Consider the following 24,399-nt stretch of genomic DNA (forward strand, 5'->3'; position numbering starts at 1 on the left):
AACTCATAAAATTTATAACTTTTATCTTTGAGTTTTAACACAATCCTCTTATCTTTACCTTATTTTAACTAGAAAAAATTTATTCTTTAAAAATCCACATCACTGCCGTAATATGCACAAGTATATAATTTTTCCATAGTCTCATCATCAATCTCCCTTGGATTTGATCCTGTGCATGGATCTAAAACAGCATTATGAGCTATAAATTTAAGGTTAGCTTTAAATTCATTCTCATCTATTCCATACTCTTTCATTGATGAAGGTATATTTAATTCCTTATTAAACTTATTTATTAAATCTATTAGGGCATCTGTTAACTCTCTTTCACTTTCTCCCTTTAATCCAATATGTCTTGCAATTTGAGCATATCTATCTTCACAAGCTTTTCTATTATATTTAATTACATATGGCAAGAAGATAGCATTAGCACATCCATGTGGTATATGGAATACGGCACCTACCTTATGAGCCATAGAATGTACTATTCCTAAAAGAGCATTAGAGAAGGCCATTCCTGCTAAACATTGAGCCTCATGCATTTCTCCCCTAGCTTCCATATCTCCCTTATATGAATTTACTAAGTGCATCTTAACCATTTCAATTGCCTTTAAAGCTAAAGGATCTGTAAAGTTTGATCTTAAACTTGCAGTATAAGCCTCAATAGCATGAGTTAAGGCATCCATTCCTGTATGCGCTACTAACTTCTCTGGCATAGTTTCTGCTAAGCTAGGATCAACAATGGCTATATCTGGAGTTATTTCAAAGTCTGCTAAAGGATATTTTATCTTAGCCTTATAATCAGTTATTACTGAAAAAGCTGTTACCTCTGTAGCAGTTCCAGAAGTTGATGGAATAGCTACAAACTTTGCTTTTCTTCTAAGCTTAGGTAATCCAAAAGGAATAATAGCCTTTTCAAAAGTAAAATCAGGATACTCGTAGAAAATCCACATAGCCTTTGCTGCATCAATAGGTGAACCTCCTCCTATGGAAACTATCCAGTCTGGATTAAATTCTTCCATTTCCTTTGCACCCTTCATAACAGTTTCTACTGATGGATCTGGTTCTACTCCTTCAAAAACCTTTGTTTCCATATTAGCTTCCTTTAAATAACTTAAAACCTTATCTAAAAAGCCAAATCTTTTCATTGATCCGCCACCAATAACTATAAAAGCCTTTTTACCTTCTAAGCTCTTTAACACCTCTAAAGAATCTTTTCCATGATATATGTCCCTTGGTAAAGTAAATCTTGCCATACTAATAATTCCTCCCAAAATAATATATTCTTAACAAAAAAACAAAGGGTATGTATCAAATAATCTTTTATAAAACTTACAAACATTATGAAGAGAATATCTAGATGAGCTTTAGAATTTAAATTATTACGGAGAAGATATTACGTTAAAAAGCTGAGACTGTTCGAAGCGAAGCAAGTTTCGAAGCTTTAGTAATATCTTCGTAGTAATGATTATAAATTCTTAGCGAAATCTAGTAATTCTCGGAATATGTTTGTAAGTTTTATTATTATATTTGACTACAATCCCTTTACATTTTATTTATTATTATTTAATTTTATTCCTAAATTCTATTTATTTTCTTTTTTCCATTCATCTAATTGTCTTTGTAACTCAACTTTTATATCTTCTAATCCTGAATCATATAACTTCTTATTTAACTTTTCTAAAGTCTCTTCAGTCTCTACAGAACCAGTGTATAAAGGTTTTATAAACTCTTTAAATGTATTACTTACAGCTGACATTTGAGTTACAACTTTTTCTGTATCAAATTTGAATCCTAATATAGTTGAAGTTTTAGCCTTTTGGTTAAATTCTTCAAAAGCATCCCACTTGTCTACTGGATCACTATCTAAAACATAAGTGTCAAATAAGTTTCCATAAGCCCAACTTGTAACACTGTATGGACCATTTGGATCTCTCTTTATTTGGTTATCACTAACCTTTTCATAGTGAGTTCCCTCTATTCCAAACATTAATAGGTTTCTTAATGTAGAATCAGTATTTACTAAGTTTATAAGCTCCATAGCCTTTTCTGGGTGCTTAGAAGTTGATGATATAGCAGTCATAGCTCCTGTAGTTGAAGCATTTGTAACATATGGAGAAACTATTGATGAAGTTACAACCTCTCTACCTAAAGCTTGCCCCCATCCATTTTCTGCATATGGTTGTCCATCAGCCTTCCATACAAATCTCTTAACTTCATTTTTCATATTACTAACTGCTGCATCTTGATTTATATATCCTTTTTCATAGAATTCTCTTAATTTAGTGAAAAGATGTTTTAGCTCCTCTGTTTCATACATATTTTTAACTGTTAAGCTTTCATCATCATAGAAAATACCTAGTCCTGATGTTATATCCTCTAATCCTTCTAGTGGAATTCCATCTCCTTGAGTATAGAATGGCACAAAATCTGGTTCCTTCTCCTTTATAACTGCAAGCCATGGTTCTAAATCATCAACTGTATGAATATCTTCATATGGAATATCATATTTTTCAACAAGTTCCTTATCAAATACCCACATAGGTGCTCCTGCTATTTCCTTTTGGTTTGGAACTGCATATACATTTCCATCAACCTCTGCACCCTTCCATAGTCTTTCATCAATAACATTCTTTAAGTCTTTTCCATGACTATCTATAAGATCATTTAACTCTAAGAAAGCTCCCTTTCTTGCATTGTCTAAGTATGGGAATGCCCATGAACATGTAAATGCTAAATCGTATTCTTCCCCTGAATTAGCTATTACGTTCATTTTTTGACTATAATCACCAAAGTCAATATGTTTTATGTCTACAGTAGCATTTATTTTATCCTTTATATATTTATTTACTTCTTCCTCAACTACTTCTCCATCAGTTTGTGGTTTACCTATTACATACCAAACTAAATTTACTGGTTCTTCTCCTTCACCACCACTAGACGAAGCATTTCCCCCTGAACCACATCCAGCTAAGATAGAAGATGTTCCAATTATTCCTCCTAATATTAAAGCCATTAGTTTTTTGTTTTTAAGCATTTTTATTTTCCCCCTTAAAGTAACTAATAAGTCCTCATTATATATATATTGTATAAATTACTTCCCCATTCTTCTTTTTTCAACATTTAACAAAACGTTTACAAAGAAATTTAATCAAAAATTTATAAAATGACTAACTTACTTTTTATTTTTGTAACCATTTCTTTTCATTTAAGAAATAATTACGTAACCTCTAAAAATTAAATTAATATTATTATTTATATAATAGTTTTAACTCCTTATACCCTTAAATATTGCACGTAGGGGCATGTATTAAAAATTATTTTGATACATGCTCCTCTATTTTAAATAAATTTTTTTCTTTCTTATTTCTAATATTTCTTAAATCCACTTATTATTTTTCTAATTTTACGTATTATCTTAAGAATTTTATTGCTTTTCTTTTTATTTTAATTATCATTTACGAGTATTTCATTTAAAATAAAGCATAAAAACCATAAATAAAATCCTACTCATAAATTTAAATTAAAATTACTTTTACAATTATTCCATTATTTATTAACATTTCTAATTATGGTATAATTACATGGAAAATTTAAGTATTATATACACTATTTTAAACTTAAGAAAATAGGAGATGATTTTATGGCTGTAGCAATAGTTCAGCAGCAACAACAACCAAATGATAAGATTAATATTGACTTGTCTAATTCTAATGTTGCTGTGGTAAAAAGTAAAAAAGAAACTAATCCCCCTATAAAAGATGAAAAACAATCAAAGGATAAAGATAATTTAAAATCTGATAAAAAAACCGAGCCTAACGTTGAAGAAAAAAAGCAAGATAAAGGTAACTCAAAGGAAGAAAATAAAGCTCAGGTAAAAACTGAACCTAAAGTTAAAGAGGATAAAGACACAAAGAAAAGTTCTGATGAAATTAAAGAAGAGGTAAAAAATCAAAAACCTGTTATAAAAGAAGTAAAATTACCTGTTGAAAAAGATTCAAAGAATTCTTCTGAAAATTTATCTAATAACTCAAGTGACTTTGCTTCAGATGTTAATAGAAGATTATATGAATATGAAAGTGTTAGAAGTAATCAATCTAATGCAATGAATGAAGCTATTCGTCTTCATAATGGAGACCCTAGCAACACTTGTGTTTTCTTCCAAGGTGCTTGTTTAAGAGCAATAGGAGTACCTGTTCCAAGTCATATTGGATACACTTCTAACCTTTGGAATTGGCTAGAAAATAATAACTGGGAAATGCATAGAGATTTTTCAAACATCCAAAAGGGAGATATTATCTTTGCAGGTGAATATCACACAATGTGTTTTATGGGATGGAAGGATAAAGCAAATGGTATTGCCTATGTAATGGGAAATGAAGCCTATACCTATGGAGATGCCTATGCTCATCGTAATTTAAATGGACAAGCTCCTACTAAAGAAAATGGATGGAATAGACAGTATAGAGCTACAAGATACTATAAATATAAAGGAAATTCTTCAAAAAGTAATTCTGACATTGTAAAAACAAATATTGTAACATCAAAACCTGTTAGCTCAAAGGATCATAAATATACAGTTGAAGCCTTAAAGGGTACTGTAACAGCTAGGCAAGATGTTTATATTAATGAAAAACCCTTCCCTACTACTGAAGGAATTAAGCCTGTAGGACTAGCTAATGGAGGAGATAAATTAACTGTAACTGGTAGAGCCTCAAATGGATGGTATGAAGTTCTTTATAATGGCCAAAAAGCTTACATAAGTCATAGATATACTGACTTCTTAGAAGAAAAGGAAGCTCCATCTAAGTCATCTGATTCTGTTACTCCTCTTGGCGTAGTTAAAACTAATACTTCAGATAAAAAATCTGATTCTAAAGAAGATAATAAAAAAGTAGAAAGTTCTCTTAAAGATAAGGATGAAAAGGTGAACAAGGGAGATAAATCTACTGAAGATAAAAAGGTAGATGAATCTAAGGATAAAGCTACTAATAAAGTTGAATCAAATAAAACTGAACAAGCTAAGCCTTCTGAATCTAGTAAGCCAGTTGAAGAAACTAAAAAAGAAGAATCAAGTAAGCCTTCTGAAACAGTTACAAAAACTGCCTTTATAAAGGCGAATGGTGGTTTATGGCTACATTCTAGCAAGGATACTTCATACTCTTCTAGAGTAAATCTAATGAGTAATGGAGCTAAGGTTAATGTTTTAGAGGAAGATAACTCTTGGTTTAAGGTTAACTATAATGGAAATACAGGTTGGTGTTCAAGTAAATATGTAACTAACCCAGTTTCTTCTGAAAGCTCAACTAATAAAAAAGTAGAAGAAAATAAAGCTACAGAACCTAATAAAACTATGGAAGAAAATAAACCTAAGAAAGAATCTGAAACAAGCAAACCTGCTTTGACAATTGTTAAAACTGCTTCTATAAAAGCTAATGGTGGACTATGGTTACACTCTTCTAAGGATTCATATATCTCTTCTAGATTAGCAATTATGGATAATGGTGAAAAGGTTACAATCTTAGAGGAAAGTGGAGATTGGTTTAAGGTTAACTATAGTGGTAAAACTGGCTTCTGTGCAAGTAAGTACTTAAGTGAACCTACTACTTATGAAAAACAATCTGAATCTAATAAAATAGAGGAAGTTAAAAATACCTCTCCTAGCAAGGCTGTAGAAGAAAGTAAACCTACTGCACCTATTAAAACTATGGAAGAAAATAAACCTAAAAAGGAAGCTGAAACAAGTAAACCTACTTTAACAAATATTAAAAGAGCCTCTGTAAAGGCAAATGGTGGTTTATGGCTACACTCTACTAAGGATTCCTATGCATCTTCTAGAATTACCATAATGAGTAATGGAGAAAAGGTTGATATTTTAGATGAAAGTGGATCTTGGTACAAGGTTAACTATAATGGAACTATGGGTTGGTGCTCAAGCCAATTTTTAAGTAACCCAACTGTTATCTCTCAAAGCTCACAAAGTAAGGCTGTAGAGGAAAATAAAACAGTTTATGAAAACAAAACTGTTGAAGTAAGTAAGCCAGTTACTAGTAAAGTAAAAACAGCTTACATAAAAGCAAATGGAGGTTTATGGTTACACTCCTCTAAAGATTCCTATGCTTCTTCTAGAATAAGCATAATGAACAAAGGATCAAAGGTAAGAGTTTTAGAAGAAAGTGGTTCTTGGTCTAAAGTTGACCACAATGGAAATATAGGTTGGTGTTCAAGTGAATTCCTAACTAATCCAATAACATCACAAAGTAATACTGTGGAAGAAAGTAAAACAGTTCATCTAGTTCAATCAAATACTAATGAAGCTTCATTAAGATCAGCCCGTGTAAAAGCTAATGGAGGATTGTGGCTACACTCATCTAAAGACTCCTCTACTTCATCTAGATTAACTGTAATGGGTAATGGTCATAAGGTTGAAATCTTAGAAGAAAGTGGTTCTTGGTACAAGGTTAGATATAATGGAAACATAGGTTGGTGTGCTAAAGAATTTATAGCTTAAAAAAATTTGAACTTATAAAATTAATCATAGGGTAATTTAGATCTTTTCTTACTTCTAATACCCTAAATAAAATCTATAAAATATGCTTTTTAAAAAGGCACATACTTAAATTTTTTTAAGTATATGCCTTTTTCTCTCTAAAAACAAAAAAACTTTTTTAAATAAAATTACACTCTGACATAGTTTAATAGAACTATTGCTTTGTATTATAATTCTTTATATTTCATGTTCCTAAGAGGATAAAAAATACTTTTCTTTTACCCTCTTCATTTTATATTTTTTATAAATTTAAGCATCATATCCTACTTCTTTTTCTTCTGCTACTAGAGAATATCCATACTTATCATTTTGCAAATCTTCTACACTAACATTTCCACACATAAGCTCAGCCTGTCTAATAACTGTATCTAAAGCTTTTTTAGCTTGCTCTGGTGGATATTTGTATTTTCTTAAAAGTCTTTTTACTATTTTTCTCATTCCTGCTTGAGCACTCTTTTTTATGCTCCAGTCTATAGTAAGACTTCTTCTTATAGTTTCCGTTAGTTCATGAGCCATTTGTTTTAGGACTTTTTCATCTATAAAGTCTTTTACTGCATCATCATCTGTTAAAGCATCATAGAAAGCTACTTCGTCCTTTGTAAGTCCTAGCTCTTCTTCTCTACTTTTCATTTTAGATATTTCTTTTGCAAGTTTTATAAGCTCACTTATAACTTCAGCATTAGTTAAGGCTTGATTTCTATATTTGTTTAATGACTTTTTAAGCTTCTCAGAAAATTTTTCAGACTTAACTAGGTTAGTTCTCTCCATAGCCTTTAAATTACCTTCTAGAAGTTTTTTAAGCATTTCTACAGCTAAGTTCTTTTGTTTCATCATTCTAACTTCTTCTAGGAACTCTTCTGAAAGAATAGAAACCTCTGGTCTTTCCATTCCAAGAGCATCAAAGACATCAATAACCTCTTCTGAAATTATTGATTTCTCTAGAATTTGATTTACCCTAGCTTCCATTTCTTTTTTACTTTTCTTTTTAGGTTTACTTAATGAATCTAACTTAACAAGACTTGATTTGACAGCTTTAAAATAGCTTATTTCAAGTGCTGAATCTCTTCCTTCCTTTGTGGCTGCACAAAGAGAATGAGCCTTTGCAAGTTCCACAACAAAGTTTTTAAATTCTTTTTGTTCTTTTTCTGAAAGTCCCAAAATAAAGTTCATGCCCTCTGTTATAGAAGCCATTCTATCTCTGTTTCCACCTTCTAAGTATTTTGAGTAATCAAAATCATAAAAAATATCTCTTAAGATTTCAACCTTTTCTAGCATTATAGAAACTGCTTGGGATGTATCTATACCAGTATTTCTCTTATCACTTTCTGTGTACTGTTTTAAAGCCCTTTTTAGACTTTCTAATATACCTATATAGTCAACTACTACTCCACCTGCTTTATCCTTAAATACTCTATTAACCCTAGCTATAGCTTGCATAAGGTTATGACCTTTCATAGGTTTATCTATATACATAGTATGCATAGAAGGAACATCAAAACCAGTAAGCCACATATCTCTTACTATAACAAGCTTTAATTCATCATTATTATCTTTTATTCTAGTAGCTAAAGTATCTCTTCTTTTCTTTCCTCCAATATGAGGTTGTAGAAATTCCTTATCAGAAGCAGATCCAGTCATAACAACCTTTATTTTTCCCTTTTCAAGTTCATCACTATGCCACTCTGGTCTTAAAGCTATTATTTCATTATAAAGTTTTACACATATCTCTCTACTCATACATACTATCATAGCTTTACCATCTACTGTTTTTGCCTTCTCTTCATAATGAGAAACTATATCCTCTGCAAGCTTTTTAACCCTATTTGGAGAACCTACAACAGCTTCTAATCTAGACCACTTACTTTTATACTTTTCTTTGTCATAGTCCTCTTGTCCTTCTGTTATCTCTTCAAATTCATCATCAATATTTAAAAGTTCTTCATCATTTGAATCTAACTTTATTATTCTATTTTCATAATAAATCTTAACAGTAGCTTCGTCCTCTACTGCTCTTGTCATATCATATATATCTATATAATCTCCAAAAACAGCTAAGGTTGACTTATCTTCTAATTCTATAGGAGTACCAGTAAAGCCTATGAAAGAAGCATTAGGAAGTGCATCTCTTAAATATTTAGCATATCCATACTTAACTTCCCCTTTATTGTTGGTTTTAGCATCTAGTCCATATTGACTTCTATGTGCTTCGTCTGCCATGATAATAACATTTTTTCTATCTGTTAAAACTGGCATTTCTCCCTCTTCTGGCTTAAACTTTTGAATAGTTGTAAATATAATTCCACCAGATTCTCTTTCATTAAGTAAATCAAATAATCCATTAATTTCTTTAGAATCTTTTTTTGCACTAGCTTTTTTCTGTTCCTCTGTTAGTTTTCTAACATCTGCATGCTTAGGTGTTTCTCTTAAAATACATCTAGAGTTAACAAAAGTTCCAAAAAGTTGGTCATCTAAATCATTTCTGTCAGTTAAAACAACTATAGTTGGGTTATTTAGTTTTCTTGTAATAGCTCCTGTATAAAAAAGCATAGAAAAGCTCTTTCCTGATCCTTGAGTATGCCAAACAACCCCGGCCTTTCTATCTCCCTTTTCACTACTTGCTATTAAAGTTTTTTCTATGGCTTTATTAACTGCAAAGTATTGGTGATATGCAGCAAGAATTTTTATAATACTTTCATGCTCTCCAATTTTAACTCCATTTTCGTCAAATTCCTCTTTTTTAGACTTTTCATACAAGATAAAATTTTTTAAGATGTCTATAAGTCTTTCCTTATGTAACATTCCTTTAAACATAACCTCATATTGTGGTTCATAAAGTGGAGCTATTTCCTCTCCATCAACACTTCTCCACTTCATAAACCTCTCATAGTTAGAAGTTATAGTACCACATCTTGAGTTAACACCATCAGATATAATACAAAAGGCATTATATTTAAATAAACTTTCAATATCATTTTTATAAGTTTGTATTTGATTGTAAGCTTCCTCAATTCCAACATTCTCATCACTAGCTGATTTAAGTTCCACAACTACTAAAGGAATACCATTAACAAAGATAACTAAATCTGGTCTTCTATCCTCATTTTCAATTATGGTAAACTGATTAACAACTAAGAATTCATTTCTTTTAGGATTCTCAAAATCAATTAAAAACACCTTTTCAGAGGATATTTCTCCACCTTTTTTTACAGGAACATCAATACCTTCCTTTAAAAGCTTAAAAAACTCTAAATTATTCTCAATAAGCATAGCACTGCTAAAACTAGTAATTTGTCTATATGCATTCTTAATAGAATCCTCTGAAAAACCTTTATTAATTCTAAATAAAGCATCTAAAATTCTATCCTTTAAAAGAACATCCCTATAACTTGCTCTTTCTGGATACTCCCCATCAACACTAATATCTGGCCCATACTTATACTCATACCCCAACTCTTGAAGAACCTCAATACAAGCCTCCTCAAGATCACTTTCAACAAAATTAATTAAACTCAATTAACCTCACCCCACATAATCTAAAATAAAGAGTTAAGAATCCCCTCTTAACTCTAAAAAAAATTAATCTTCATTATTTTCTAAAGGAACTCTTATCTCTCCAGACATAAGTTTTGGAAGAAGAGTATCTCTAAGTTTTTCTAATCTTTTATTTTCAACTTTATTGTTTATAACTTGGGTTATTATAGGATTCATTACTTTATTCATTAACTTTAATGTTGAATCATTTGGTACAAATACCAGTGATTCTGATAAATTGCTCCTTTTAATGTGTCCCATTGTTGTTGCTTTATCTTTTGCTATACTTATAAACTTATTCAAATGAAATTTAGTCCAATAATAATAATACCACTTATAATATTTGTTGGATGTAACTTTAAATAAATGTTGGTTTAATCCACATTTATCTGCTCCCCATAAATCAACCAATAAAGTTCCTGACCATGAAAAAATAACATCTCCATTATTAATTATATATTCTTGTTTTATGTTTTCTGAGCATAAATCACTACTTTTATCTGTAAATCCTTGTCTTAACTCTTTAATCTTTAATACCTTTAGACACTTTTCATTTTTATTAGGTTTAAATTTCTGCATCGCTAATCCATTTAAATATTCTGCAATATCAATTAGTGAACTAATTTTCCATCCTTTAGGTATCATTCCAAGTTCACTTTCAACCATTTCTCCACCACTTGATTTATATGGTTTTCCTTCTTCATTTGGAAATTCAAAATCTACAAACCATTGTTTAAAAATAGCCTGTGCCATTTCTTCTAAGTTTTTATTTATCTTATTATTAACTTCTATCTTTTCATCTAAATCAGAAAGAATTTTAGCAATAGCTTTTTGTTCATTAATTTTAGGCATAAGAACCTCTTTACTATACATATGTTCTCTATTTAGTCCTGGAACTGCACTATGTGTATTCATTTTATCTAGACCAATGGTTTTTAACTTATAAAATAAAAATTTCAGATCATAATCTAATCCTTCTTGTATATAATACACAGTATCTATTGGATAATAATTATCTTTAACATAATTAATACTTCCTACTGTACCTTTTCTTCCAATTATTATTCCAGGTCCCTTTACTAAATATTCATTGTGAGATCCTACTATTCCTCCAGATCCATAAACATTTATATTACCAGCAATTCTTTTGGTTTTAGGTAAGCTTTTACCATAATTAGCAACCAAAATCTCTCCTAACATTTTTCTTGTCCATTCCAATTTATCTAATCTCATATCCAAGTCCTCCTAGATTTTTTCTTATTTCCTCCTCTAGGCTTCTTGACTTTTTGAATAATTCTCCTAATTCACTTGTTAGAGTTTCCATTTTCTCTTCAAAAGGAATTCCATCATCCTCTTCATCTTCTATTCCAACATATCTTCCTGGAGTTAGAACGAAATCTTGTTCTTTTATTTCATCTAGTGTTGCTATTTTACAGAATCCTTTTATATCTTCATATTCATTTACTTTTCCATCTTTAACTTCTTCATCTTCTCCAAGATTTCTATATTTATGATAAGTTTCTGAAATTTTCTTTATATCTTCCTTTGAAAGCTCTCTATGTCTTCTGTCTATCATTTCTCCAAGATTTCTAGCATCTATGAATAAAACTTCATTTTCTCTACTTCTAAACTTTGGATTATCTTTTTTGTTTCTATTAAGTATCCAAGCACATACTGGTATTCCTGTTGAGTAAAAAAGTTTATCTGGTAATGCTACTATGGCATCAACTAAATGTGAGTTTAATAAGTTCTTTCTTATTTCTCCCTCATTTGATGTGTTTGAACTTAGAGAACCATTGGCAAGTACTATGGCTGCTGTTCCATTTGGTGCTAAGTGATATACCATATGCTGAACCCATGCAAAGTTGGCATTTCCTTCTGGTGGTATTCCAAACTTCCATCTTGCATCATCTACAAGCTTATCTCCTCCCCAGTCACTTATATTAAATGGTGGATTTGCAAGTATAAAATCTGCCTTTAATGTTTTGTGTAAATCATTATGGAAAGTATCAGCATGGTGTGGTCCTATATTTCCTTCAAGGTTTCTTATAGCAATGTTCATCTTACATAACTTCCAAGTTGTTGAGTTAAGTTCCTGTCCATATATAGAAAGATTCTCTATTTTTCCCTTATGCTCCTCAACGAACTTTTCACTTTGAATAAACATTCCACCTGATCCACAGGCAGGATCATATATTCTTCCTTTATAAGGCTCTATCATCTCTACTAAAGTTTTAACAATACAAGTTGGAGTATAGAATTCCCCCCCATTTTTGCCCTCTGCACTGGCAAATTGTCCCAAGAAATACTCATATACTCTTCCTAAAAGGTCCTTTTCTCCATTTTCATGAAGCTTTATAGTAGATATTAAATCAATAAGCTCACCAAGTCTTCTCTTATCAATCTCTGGTCTTGCATATCTCTTCTCTAAAACACCTCTTAAAGTAGGGTTTTCATGTTCTATTAAAATCATAGCATCATCAATAATTTGACCTATTTTTTCATCCTTTGCATTATTTTTTATATGTTCCCATCTTGCTTCCTTAGGAACCCAGAAGATATTCTCTGATTCATATTCATCTCTATCTTCCTCAAAACCTTCTCCCTCTTCTACAAGCTCTCTATACTTACTCTCAAACTTATCAGAAATATACTTAACAAATATAAGTCCTAAAACTACATACTTATACTCTGATGAATCCATACTTCCTCTAAGTTTATCCGCTGATTTCCAAAGAGTTTCTTCAAATCCTATATTAGCTGTTGCCATGATTATTCCTCCAATATCTATTTCAGTAATAATTATAAATTTTAGTATCATAAAATTATTAGTGTCCATTAAATTTATTTTAAAGTTCAATATAATTCTATTATAGTAAATTATACTGGTCAATAAGTCTATTTCTATAAACATGAATATAATATTAATTTTGGTAAATAAGATTAATATTGTTTAATTGCTATCAATACATATCATATTCATTCCATTAAAATTTGAATAAAATATTTTTCAAATCAGAAAAGTTGATTTTATGAATAAAAAAATATCATTTTTTGTGTTAGCAATTTTATATAACAATAGTTATGTAGTTAAAATACTTTATAAATATTTAATTGAAAGACCATTATTAATAAAACTTATAATTGGAATATTTTTAACTTTTTTCAATCAACATATTAATAAATAAGGATTTCAAATTAAAGAAGCATTAAACATAAGTTTAATGCTTCTTTTACTTAACTATTCCAATAATTTTTCTAACCAAATCTCATCATCTGAGTTTCTATATTTATCAACTAATATTACGTCTATATTTTCTTCATTAAATACCTTTAATTTATTAGCTATATTTTCTTTAACCTTATATTCTGGTATATTATTATCTAATTCAACAACAACAAGTTTTTTATTATCAATATCTACTAATGTTCTTATTATTCCATTTATATGTTCATCATCTTTGTTAAACCCAAAACCAACCACACATATTTTTTCAGAATTCTTAAAGTCATCATACATATTTACATATTTCTTTGACATTTCTATCGAAGTCATAGGTTTTGTCCCACTTTGTGTAAAAATCAAAGGTACTAAAAAATGTTTTTCTTTCTTTTCTAATTCTTCTTTTGATCCAATTCTATTTATATATGGATCATACCACAAAGTAGTTGAACCATTTAAATAGCAAATCTCTTCTTCTAATACATCACTAATAAATTTATTATAGTTTGTAGTTGCTATTGTAGATACTTCTATTTTATCTTCATTAAGATATTTTCGTAAATCATGATAATATCCATTCTCTTTAATTTCTTTTGATTCTTCAAATTTCTTCAATATGTATTCTCTTACTGAACATAAAAATATATTTATTTTACAAAATTTAGCCCACTCATCTTTTGGACAGTACAAATAATGCCAATTAGAATCTATTAATGATTTATAATCTAGTACTGATGCATATATTGATTCTATTACATTTCTTGCAAAAGCAAGAATTAAATCTTCATCATTATTTAATTCATTTTTTTTATTTTCCATTACATATTCTAATCCAGATAAACCTGTAGATTGTGAATTTAATTGAATTATATCTCCTATATCATCTAATAAGTCTATTTCATCATCTTTCTCTTTGAATATTCCATCATTTATTTGTCTAGTTAAACTTTCACTTAAAGCTCCAATTTGTAATTGAAATATAGCTAAAATTATTTTTCTTAATTCTAGTCTAATACAACCACTCTCTATAGTTTTACTTTTATATAACTTTAATAAAGAAGAAAAATAGTTACTTTCAAATATTTTATTTCCTTCCTTAAAATATTCTATAAATGAAATTTCTTGCTTCATATTACAATTTTTTAATGTGGTGTCTATTTTTTCATTTATAATTTGAGAATATGATTTTCCATAACTTGATTTCAACAAATTTTCTTCATATTTAGCTATTTCATCAAATCTATTTAGTTCGTTTATTATGTAATCTCTATTATGCTCTATAGTATCTTTTATTATAGTTTCAAATACTGTTTTACCAAAAGAACTAACACTTTTATTTTTATAATCATCAGGAAGCCAATTCGCTGCATAGTATGTTGAACCATCTATCTCATCTCTTTGCTTCTTAAAATTTGCTTTACATTCACTTGTATCTTGTCTAAATATCTCTAAAGCAAATTTTCCACCTGAAGGTAACCCATATCCTACTTCCGCTCCAGCTCCAAATAAAAATCCTACTTTCAAATCTCTCTCTCCTTTAAATCTCAAAATCATATCAAACAATTCTCTTATACTTATCTATGTATTTAATTCAACACCATATACAAATATTCCTTTATTTTCTACATATAACTTTTGATATATAATATATGCCTTCTCTATTTCATAAAAGACATCTCTATGCTCCTTTAAAAACTTCTTATTTTCCTCTTCAATATTAATCACAATATCTTTATTTATGTTTAATAGCTCCTGCTCTTTTTCTGAGAGTCTTTTAGATATTATGATTTCTCCATTATCCTGAAAGCTTATTAAATGCTTATCGAATAAGGAATCATGATTGGGGCATAGTAAGAATCCATTAAAGGGATTTAGCTTTTCCTCTGGTGTACTTTTGCTCCAAGGTTTTATATGGCTTGCTATTAAAAGCTCCTTATGAGCTAGTCCACAAATTTTGCACTTACTCTCTCTTTTAAATAGCGCTTCTCTAAACTTGTTTTGATTTTTTCTAGCCTTAACAACCCTCTCTATGACTTCTCCAACTTCATTTATTTCTTCTATGGTTTTGTTTTCAATGTCTATTTCTAGCCTTTCTAATTCACAAAGAACATCATAACTATATTTAGTTTTCATTTCCACATCATATTTTATGGCTGTTTCCTTTGTAAATTTCAATCTAGGTACTCTTACACTAAGCTCTTTAGAATCTTCAAAGTCATTTATTTCATTTTTAAAAACTTCCTTCATTTTAGGTATTAACTTTGACCAATTCATTCGTATTCCACCTTTAATTTCCCCCTCTATTTGAGCTTCAAAGGCTTCACCTTTATATATAAGAGTTATTTTCTTCTTATCTCCATATTTAATATCTTCGCATTCAAAAACCTTTCTAACCTTTATTGGAATATGGCTTCCCCTCTTAAATGAGGATTTATCTAAATCCTTTATGGCAACTTTATTATAAATATCATCATACTCCCATGATTTAACTCTATCCAAAGTAACTCTTCCCCCACTCACTAAAACAATATATGTTTTTATAAATCTATTCTTTTAAACTATCTTAAATAAACTAAGAAGTGTATATTACCATTTCTTACTCCACATTCTATAATTATACAATATTTATTATTTTATGTAATTAAAACATATGAAATTTTTAACATAAAATTCTATTTTAAATAAGTTTTCCTTTTAAATATCTAAAAAATTAAGAGATATAGAAAATTTCTATATCTCTTACTATAATAATTATATTTTAATAACGCCAACAATTACAAATATGCTTTCCACTAGCACTTACACTTACTCTACTTGTTGCCTTCCCCCCTATAAATTTACAATCTGGAGTTTTATGAACATAGCTGTTTCCACTAGCTACATACCCATAGTCTGAAGTGGCTTGTGGCTTATTAGGATCACTACCTTTGCTATCATATCCTGTTCTATGATCATGACTAGCCGTACCCCCATTTGGTTTAAATGTTCCATTATTTTTATTATTTGATTGATTATTTTTACTACTTGAATTACTACTATTTGAAGACTCTCTTTTTGCTTCTTCTCTCTTTAACCTTGCCTTTTCTGCCTCTTCTTTAGCTTTTCTCTCTGCTTCAGCTTTGACTATTTTTTCTTGCTCCTCTTTTTCAGCTTTCTTCTTTAAAAGCTCATTATAAACTTCCTCTTTTTTAGCTGTTTCAGCTTTTAAGTTTTCATAAGAGCTTTCAAGCTTTTTATAATTATTTTCTTCTAACTTATACTGATCTTCATTAATAGTATTATTATTTAATTCAACCTTTAAATTTTCATATCTCTCTATTGTTTCTTTATATTCACTTTCATTTATTCCTAATTCTTTTAAAGCATCACTTTGAAAATTTTTATTATTATTTAAACCACTATTAATAATAAAATTTATAAGAATTATAAATATCCCTGGATAAACTATATAATTTAACTTTTCATTTCTACTAAATCTTTTCATATTTTTAAAACCAATTGCTATGGATGGTAAAACTAAAAATATAAAAAATTCCCTTAATAAAAAATTGCTCCCATCTTCTTTAATAAAAAAAGTAACTATACTGAATAAAATAAGAGATCCATAGTATACAGTCATAACTTTCTTGTATTTTCCATTTACTCCTGGTAGCTTCTTAAATAATTTCTTTAAATCATTTTTCATACTAAGTTATTCTCCTATCTCTCTTTTTAGCTCTTCTATCTTTTTATCTAAATCCTTTGAAGTATTTTCTTCATAATCAGAGTATTCCTTGCTTAACTCATCATATTTATTTTTAAGTTCCATATAAGACTCTTTTCTTTCCTTTGCCTTGTTATTTTCTAACTCTAAAGCATTACAATCGCTCTCAGTCTTTATGTATTTTTCTTTAAAGTCTTCTTTATTCTCTTTATAAATACTTTTATTAAGAGATATCATTAATAAACATCCTATAAATAAAATAATAGGAACTTTAAAAATAGAAATTTTCTCCTTTAATAAACTTTTCATTTTTTCCCCCTTAAAAATATAAATTCTCATATATATTTACATATTTAAAATTTTAAGTCAATAAAGTTTAAATTAAATTCAAGAAAATATAAATAATTTTAAAAATTAAATATAATCATCTGACATTTTAAGTTTTATATCTCTTTCTTGTATTCCTCATAATTCTTTCTAGCTTCTATTTCAGATTTCATTGCTTCATTAAAAAGCTCTTCCTCTGATTTAAATAATTTAGCTATTTTACTCTTACTATTTTTAAACTGGTTAAAATCAACATCATTAAGAATTCTATCTATATAAAACTCTCCATTCTTTTCAACTATATAGGCTGTATAATCATCCATTCCACCTGATATGGTATCACTATTTTTGTCAAACTTTATCTCAAATTCCCTATGAAATTTTACCCTATATTCATTATCAGGCTCTTTTACAATACTTTTTATAGAAACCTTTGACATCTTCAATTCACTTTCTAAATTATACTTAAGTGTAGCATTAAAAGTTAAATTATATGTCTCTGCAACTTCCTTATTAGAAATTATCTCCTCACAATTAACCTCTTCTTTAGAATAATCAAAATCAACAAACTTAACTAAGAGTTCTTCAATAGGTTCTTTAATCCTTTCATCATAAGTAAGATCAATCCCTATGTTTTTATAATCCTTTATTTCCTTCTTAGCAATAATAAAAAATGATAAAGCTAAAAAAACTCCTAAACTTAAAATTGAAATAGTTACCCCAATTCCCTTTTTCATATGATATTCTTCCTTTTCTTTTTTATTTCTTATTTTCATATTTCATTTAAAACTATCTTTTAAATTTTTCTACCTCTTACCTCTCTTCCTTTTACTCATATTTTATATCTATTTCTCCCTTAATGTATAACAAAATTGTTAATTATAGCCATTAAATAATAGTATTAAACTCTCTTATTCACCTCTAAATTGAACTTTCAATGTTTTTTTAAATGACTTTCACAAGTTTGTGACGGACTTTCAAAAAGTCCGTCATACTCTAAAGCCTTGGTATGACTATCTTTAGACATATCTTGTCAGACTTTTGCTATTTTTCACTCACTATATATAGGGTATTTAATAAATGTCTTTTTTTTATACTATTTTTTTATTTTCCCTATTATATAGGAATAAAAAAAGTCCGTCAATTCCGTCAAAACCCTTGGTATCACTAAGAAAACTCTGGCTCAAAATCCGTCACAAGTCCGTCACAACTCCGTCACTAAAGCATAAAAAGCTATATTTTTCCTGTAGATAAATATAAAAGTCTATAAATACTACCCTATTTCCTAATTAACACCTTTAAAATTTATGTAAATGTTGTATAATGATAAAATAAAGAATTAAGAGTTAAGGGAGATTTTATTATGAACAATTATTTGACAGAGGAAAACGTTAGAAAGTTAAGAGAAGAATTAGACTATAGAATGTCTGTTGTTAGAGCAAAGATTGCGAAAGAGAAACTTGAGGCAGCAGCCCATGGTGATAGATCAGAAAACGCTGAGTATAAGGAAGCTTGTAGAAACTATAGAGAAAATGATAATAGAATACAATACCTTTTAACTATGATTTCAACAGCAATAATAGTTGATGAAGAAAGTAATGATAAATCTACACTAGGTCTTAACAGCAAAGCTAGAATTAAATTTGTTGAAGATGATGATGAGGATGTTGTTACTTTAGTTACAACTATGGATTTAGATTTAGAAAACATGTGTATAAGCATAGAATCTGATTTAGGAAAGGCCCTAATGGGTAAAAAGGTTGGAGATGTAGTAGAAGTTGAAGCTCCTGGTGGAAACTATACTGTAGAAGTATTAGAAATATTATAATAGACTTAGCTTAACTTATAAAAATAATTTACTACTATATTGTACAGTAGAAATTTTTCTTTAAATTTAAAACTTACAAATTAGGCTCTATTCTAATATCAAAAGAAAAATTTAAATTTTCTAATCCTAATTAATTATTAGCTATTTAAAATATTTCTTACTTAAAAATAATCTTTATTTAAAATAAGTAAAGATGACTATATAAATAAGAAAACTTATAGATAGTATAAAAAGAAGGAATATGCTTACTTCTTAAAACCTATCTATAAGTTTTATATTTTTATCTTGATACAGCCACTTGCTCTTTATTATCTAGCAGTTCTTAAAGTTATACTTTCCTTCTTTGAAAGTTCTCCATTAGAATATTTAGCAGCAATCTTGAAATTATAAATTGTATGTCTGTTTAATCCTTTAAAGTTATATGATGTTTCTTCTGCACCTATTTCAGCTACCTTTTTTCCATCTTTATAAAGAACATATCCTTCTAAGCCCTTTGTAGATTCTGGAGCACTCCAAGTAACAGTTACGTTCTTCTTAGCTATTTCTGAAGCCTCAAAATTATTAACAGGTCCAGTAACTATTTCTCCTTCATTATTAACCTTCTCAAGAGAATTCATAGCTTCTTTTAATCTTACTGTAGCTTCATCTACCCCTTCCTTAGTAGTTTCTATATCATTGTTTAAGTCTTTTGCATGATTTAATGCCTCTTCAAATACTATCCAACTTTCAATTGTATAATCTTCCTTAATTAATTTACCAGCTTCCACTAAAGTTTTATTTAATTCTCTAGCTTCTACTAATCCTTCATAAGCTTTATTTAAATCACTTCTTAATCTATCTAATTGTGATAAATTAATCTTATCTAAAGCATTTACTTTTTGTGCTATATTAATATATCTATTAGCTGTTGCTTTAGTATAATCCTCTTTATTTATTTCCTTAACTAAAGCTTTTAACTCATTTATTTCATCCTCCGTTGATTCTCTATCCTTCTTAGTAACACTTATTTCTCTTACAGCTGCAAAGTTTTGTCCATTAAATGTAGAAAGGGCTGTTAATTTAATTCCACTTGCTTTTATAGCTTCATCTAACTCTATTTTTTCCTTAACTCCATCTGTGAATTCTCCCTCTTTAACAACTGTCCATTCTCCATTTATATTAGCCTCTAACTTATATCCTTTAATTGAACCATTTATTTCTTTTCCACGAGATAATACATTAACTGTATCAAAGTCTAATTCTTCACCAAACTCTACAGAAAGCCAGTGATTTCCGCTATGATTATCTCCACCAACATAATTTGTATGCCATAAAGTAGATTCATTTCCATCAATAGCATATGAATCAGGACCATCATTGCCACTTGGTGGGTTCATTTCTGAACAAGCACTTGTAGCCCAATTTTCTCTGCTATACTCAATTATGTCAGACCCTTCATAAGAATTATAAAGTTCTTTTGCTTCATCATAGTATATTGAACTATTTCTTAATTCAATATCTCCCATAACTCCTGTAAAGTTATTATCAGAAACCATAATTGTTCCACCATTTATCTCTTGATTTATTAATGACTTATCATATGCAGAATTCATTAATTCACCATCAATATAAACTTTAAGAACTCCGTTAACCTCTCTAACTGCAGATATATGATGTAATTTTCCATCATTTACTTTACCAACAAAAGTTGATTCAGTTGAAGTTGGTACATATGCGTCAGTTCCAAAAGTTCCATGAGCCTTTTCTGTAACAGTAGTTACTTCTGACTTTGAAGTAAGATTTAAATCCTTAACTTTAAAGTTTACATATCCTTCTTCATCAATTGATAGCTTTATTTCCTCTTCTTGGCTTAATAAGTTTACATTAGATGATGTAGTATTAATAGCCATAGATACTGCAAAGTCAGTTTTTCCTTTAAAGCTTTCATTTGTATCAACTTCATAAGCTTTATTCATTTCTAAGAAGTATGTGTCTGAATTTCCATTATACTTCTTATTTATATTTTCTCCCCCTATTAATTCCTCTCCACTTTGTACTGAAACAATTTTTCCATTATTATAAACAGGAATTGTTAAACTTGTTGTAAGTGGATTTTGAAGAGCATCTCTTTCTCCATTAATATTTAATTTAGCCTCTCCTTGAAGTTTATTAGAAGTACTTATAACAACTGTTCTATAATCATCTAATAATTTAGATTCAGTAATTTCATTTCCTTCAACTGAATAAACTCCTTCTCCATTTTCAACACGCTCATTGTACTTAATAGTTATTTCATTTTCTCCAGTCACCTTAGCAGAAACTATTTCACAAGCTTTATTATCTACCTTTCCATATTGAAGTATTCTAGTTTCATAAGGCTCTAAAGTTACAGTTATGCTATCTCCATAAGATACTGATCCTATATCTCCAACTTTATATGGTAATACTTGATTTCCTTTAAGATTTGATACTGACTTTGGAACTCCTACTATATCAGTTAAATCTAAAGTATACTCTTTAGTTTCTCCCGTTGGATTTCTAAATGAAACTATACCTTCATTGCCATCCCATGCAGAATATCCATAAACACCCTCTGTAGCTCTGTGTCCAAATAATTTAGCCTTTTCTAAAACATTAAAATTATTTTCCACAAAGTCTAAAACATCTGCATTAACTTTCCATTTTTCATCATCCATTATTGATGGTGAGTAATATAATTCCCAGAATGCTGTTCCACGAACTGCATTAGCAAATAAGAAATCTCTAAAATCCTCTGTAGTTGCAAAACTTCCATCAGATACACCATATATTGGCTCATGGTTATATATATTCTTTGCAGGGAATTGTATTTGGTTTGATTTATAAATATCATGATAAACAGCATCTCTATAAGTTATTTTTTGTTGATGTCTTGAACCTGTACCAGCTTCTCCTGTATCTTGTGAATTTTGTATCCATACAGTATTTACCCATTGAAGAATCCATGGACTTAAGTTTACATAACAAGTTGCATTTATAAATAGGTCCTTTCCTTCTTCTGCTCTACTAGCTCTCATTATTTCCCAAGCATCTGTCCACTTTTCCCATAGGTCTGTTGTATAATACATATTGTTGTGTCCACCAGTCATGTGATCATGATTTTCACTTGTACAAGGTCTAAGAGCAAATCCATCTAGTTTCCAATAGTCTATATCAAATCTCTTTTGGTAATCCAAGAAAAGACTTGTTAAATTCTTAATATACCTATCTGAACCAACACAAACATTTACCCCATTATTAGTTTGAGCATATCCAGTTCCCATTTTTTCTAAGTATCTTGCAAAACCACCATAGAAATTATATCCTCCTTGAGGTCCAAGCCATAATCCAAATTTTGATTGAAATTTACTTGTTAACTCTGTAGATGTATATAACTCATTAGGAAACTTATCATTAAACTCCCAAAATCCAGTTCTATTCATACTATTTCCAGCTTGTTCTTTTGAAATATTAGGGTTAAATTCTGGATCTCTATAGTTATGCCATCCATCGTCTACTACATAAGAATCGATTGGTTCCACTCCATTTTCTGTTAATCCTTTTTCTGTTCCATAGAAAGATTTAGAAATACTTTCATCAGTTATTGTAAGCATATTATCATACCATGAATTATATTGCTTTCTAAAATCAGTTGGTGTAGCTATTTCTGATATATATTCAAAGAAATCAGTTTGAACAACATCTGTATCTACTCCCTTAGCAGCTCCCACAACATTTTGCCATGATACAAACTTTCCATCTGTAGTTAATTGATTATCTCTTTCTAACTCTTCAAAACTTTTACCACTATAATATCTAATTTGCATTCCATCATCCACTACATCAGTATCTGTAGCTGGGAATTCTGATCCAAAGAACATACCATTGGCATAAATAGGCTACCCTAGCATCAATTCATTTTTTCCTATTAATATGGAAGTTACATCTTCTAAATCTGGATGGGACCATAAAGTATCCTTTATGCCATCTTCTAATATAAAGTGATCTAAATCAATATAATCTATCTTTGCATTTTCATTATTAGTTTTAATTTCAAGGAAAGATCTCATATAGTGGTCATCATTTTCAAGAACAGTAACCATATCTATATTATACTCAGTTCCATTAAAATCATATGGCTCATATGAAATAGTAAGCTTTTTCCCATTTTCAATATCTTCTATCTTTGTAGAGGAAGTATCTATTGTTAAATCACTTGATTTAATCGCAGTTTTAGGTACTATTGGTTCCTCTGTTTTTTCATATTTATCTGAATATAAATTTATTTCTGCTCCTGAAAACTCCTGTGTATTACCTAATGCATCTGATAATTGATCTATTCTTATATATCTAGTTTCATAAGTTTTATCAAAATTACCATAAACAACATCTCCAACATTGTGAAGGTTACCTTCTTGATGCAAGTTAAAGTCTTCTCTAGTAAACTCACCTTCTCCAGCTTCTGTCCAATTTTCTCCATCTTCACTTACATAAAGCTTGTACTGTCCCATAGTTCCATTTTTGCCATAATTAGCATCAGTAAATCCAGGTCTTTTTTGGTAAGAAAATGAAGATACTGTTTTAACTTCTCCTAAATCAATTTTTAATGATATTGGATAACCTGTTATATTATAACTATCTATATAAGTATTTTTATCTCCATCGAATAATTTTTCAATATCTGTAGCTGGATATGCTGTTCCACTATTAGCTGTAAGGGTTGCATTCCAGTTAGCTCTATCTAAAACTTCCTTTGGAGAATTAGCTTCTACTTCTGGTAAATCAGAATTTTCTTGTATTGTATTTATAATAAAATCTTCTGAACCTAATTGTGGAACTAAAGTAGTGTTTGCTCTGCTATTTTCTATTTCACTTGTTAATACCTTCCCGTTTTCAATAGAAAACTCTCTAGAAATGTACTCGTTTCCAATAGTGATTTTATCTTGGCTCTTACTAGCTACAACATCCTCTACCTTGGCTCCATTTGCTAATACTGATAATGGTGCTGTGTTAGTTAGAGCCACACTGAGCCCTAATGTTAAAGATAATGATTTTTTTGAAAGTTTATTAACTTGCACTTCTTTCCCCCCTATTAATCTAATTAAAGTTTCTACATAAAATAGATTTTTCTAAAACACTACTTTTAATTTATACCTTTATAATGTATATGATAAATTCAGAAAATTATGAGATTATAATATAATTGTGTAATATAAATCTCTTCTTTACTCAACCTTTTAACA

The 24,399-nt window shown here is 29.3% G+C and carries 12 protein-coding genes and 1 pseudogene; 2 read left to right on the top strand and 11 right to left on the bottom strand.

What is annotated here, in order from left to right; translation table 11 throughout:
- Positions 1-86: 86 nt before the first annotated feature.
- Together GOM42_RS07385 and GOM42_RS07390 are read right to left on the bottom strand one after the other, a co-directional pair.
- Positions 87-1,253: an iron-containing alcohol dehydrogenase gene (locus tag GOM42_RS07385; RefSeq protein WP_025648747.1), complete on the bottom strand. Its 1,167-nt coding sequence runs from the start codon at positions 1,251-1,253 to the stop codon at positions 87-89.
- A gap of 329 nt (positions 1,254-1,582) precedes the next feature.
- The gene (locus tag GOM42_RS07390) at positions 1,583-3,034 is read right to left on the bottom strand and encodes an ABC transporter substrate-binding protein (protein WP_057257662.1); all 1,452 of its coding nucleotides are present in this window, start codon (positions 3,032-3,034) and stop codon (positions 1,583-1,585) included.
- Between the two features lie 606 nt (positions 3,035-3,640).
- Here GOM42_RS07390 and GOM42_RS07395 point away from each other — a divergent pair.
- The gene (locus GOM42_RS07395; protein WP_110077456.1) at positions 3,641-6,508 is read left to right on the top strand and encodes an SH3 domain-containing protein; all 2,868 of its coding nucleotides are present in this window, start codon (positions 3,641-3,643) and stop codon (positions 6,506-6,508) included.
- A 288-nt stretch (positions 6,509-6,796) separates the two neighbouring features.
- Here the strand turns inward: GOM42_RS07395 and GOM42_RS07400 are convergent, their stop codons facing one another.
- The 8 genes from GOM42_RS07400 to GOM42_RS07435 form a co-directional block, all read right to left on the bottom strand.
- Positions 6,797-10,060 carry a type I restriction endonuclease subunit R gene (locus GOM42_RS07400; protein WP_110077457.1) on the bottom strand — a complete coding sequence of 1,088 codons (3,264 nt, stop codon included), beginning with the start codon at positions 10,058-10,060 and terminating at the stop codon, positions 6,797-6,799.
- 63 nt (positions 10,061-10,123) lie between these two features.
- Entirely contained in the window at positions 10,124-11,311 is a 1,188-nt protein-coding gene (locus GOM42_RS07405) for a restriction endonuclease subunit S (RefSeq protein ID WP_199408003.1), read from the bottom strand.
- Positions 11,298-12,848, bottom strand: a complete 1,551-nt coding sequence (locus GOM42_RS07410) for a class I SAM-dependent DNA methyltransferase (protein WP_252597632.1) — start codon at positions 12,846-12,848, stop codon at positions 11,298-11,300. The genes GOM42_RS07405 and GOM42_RS07410 overlap by 14 nt, the downstream gene beginning before the upstream one ends.
- A gap of 471 nt (positions 12,849-13,319) precedes the next feature.
- Positions 13,320-14,825 (bottom strand): hypothetical protein, encoded by a 1,506-nt coding sequence (locus GOM42_RS07415; protein ID WP_243157110.1) that lies wholly within the window; start codon positions 14,823-14,825, stop codon positions 13,320-13,322.
- 54 nt (positions 14,826-14,879) lie between these two features.
- Entirely contained in the window at positions 14,880-15,800 is a 921-nt protein-coding gene (locus GOM42_RS07420; RefSeq protein ID WP_110077119.1) for an HNH endonuclease, read from the bottom strand.
- Positions 15,801-16,059: 259 nt separating this feature from the next.
- Positions 16,060-16,986 (bottom strand): cell envelope integrity protein TolA, encoded by a 927-nt coding sequence (locus tag GOM42_RS07425; protein WP_110077120.1) that lies wholly within the window; start codon positions 16,984-16,986, stop codon positions 16,060-16,062.
- A 6-nt stretch (positions 16,987-16,992) separates the two neighbouring features.
- Positions 16,993-17,313: a hypothetical protein gene (locus GOM42_RS07430; RefSeq protein ID WP_110077121.1), complete on the bottom strand. Its 321-nt coding sequence runs from the start codon at positions 17,311-17,313 to the stop codon at positions 16,993-16,995.
- 134 nt (positions 17,314-17,447) lie between these two features.
- On the bottom strand, positions 17,448-18,107 hold the full coding sequence (locus tag GOM42_RS07435; RefSeq protein WP_110077122.1) for a hypothetical protein: 660 nt from the start codon (positions 18,105-18,107) through the stop codon (positions 17,448-17,450).
- Between the two features lie 587 nt (positions 18,108-18,694).
- Between GOM42_RS07435 and greA the strand changes: the two genes are divergently transcribed.
- Positions 18,695-19,159 (top strand): transcription elongation factor GreA, encoded by a 465-nt coding sequence (gene greA, locus GOM42_RS07440; protein WP_003452135.1) that lies wholly within the window; start codon positions 18,695-18,697, stop codon positions 19,157-19,159.
- A gap of 308 nt (positions 19,160-19,467) precedes the next feature.
- On the opposite strand, the pseudogene GOM42_RS07445 reads toward greA, so the two are convergent.
- Positions 19,468-24,234 (bottom strand): annotated as a pseudogene (locus GOM42_RS07445) (discoidin domain-containing protein).
- Positions 24,235-24,399 lie beyond the last annotated feature (165 nt).

The sequence above is a fragment of the Clostridium sp. 16K-1-R1 genome (assembly GCF_023921145.1).
Taxonomy (GTDB): domain Bacteria; phylum Bacillota; class Clostridia; order Clostridiales; family Clostridiaceae; genus Sarcina; species Sarcina perfringens.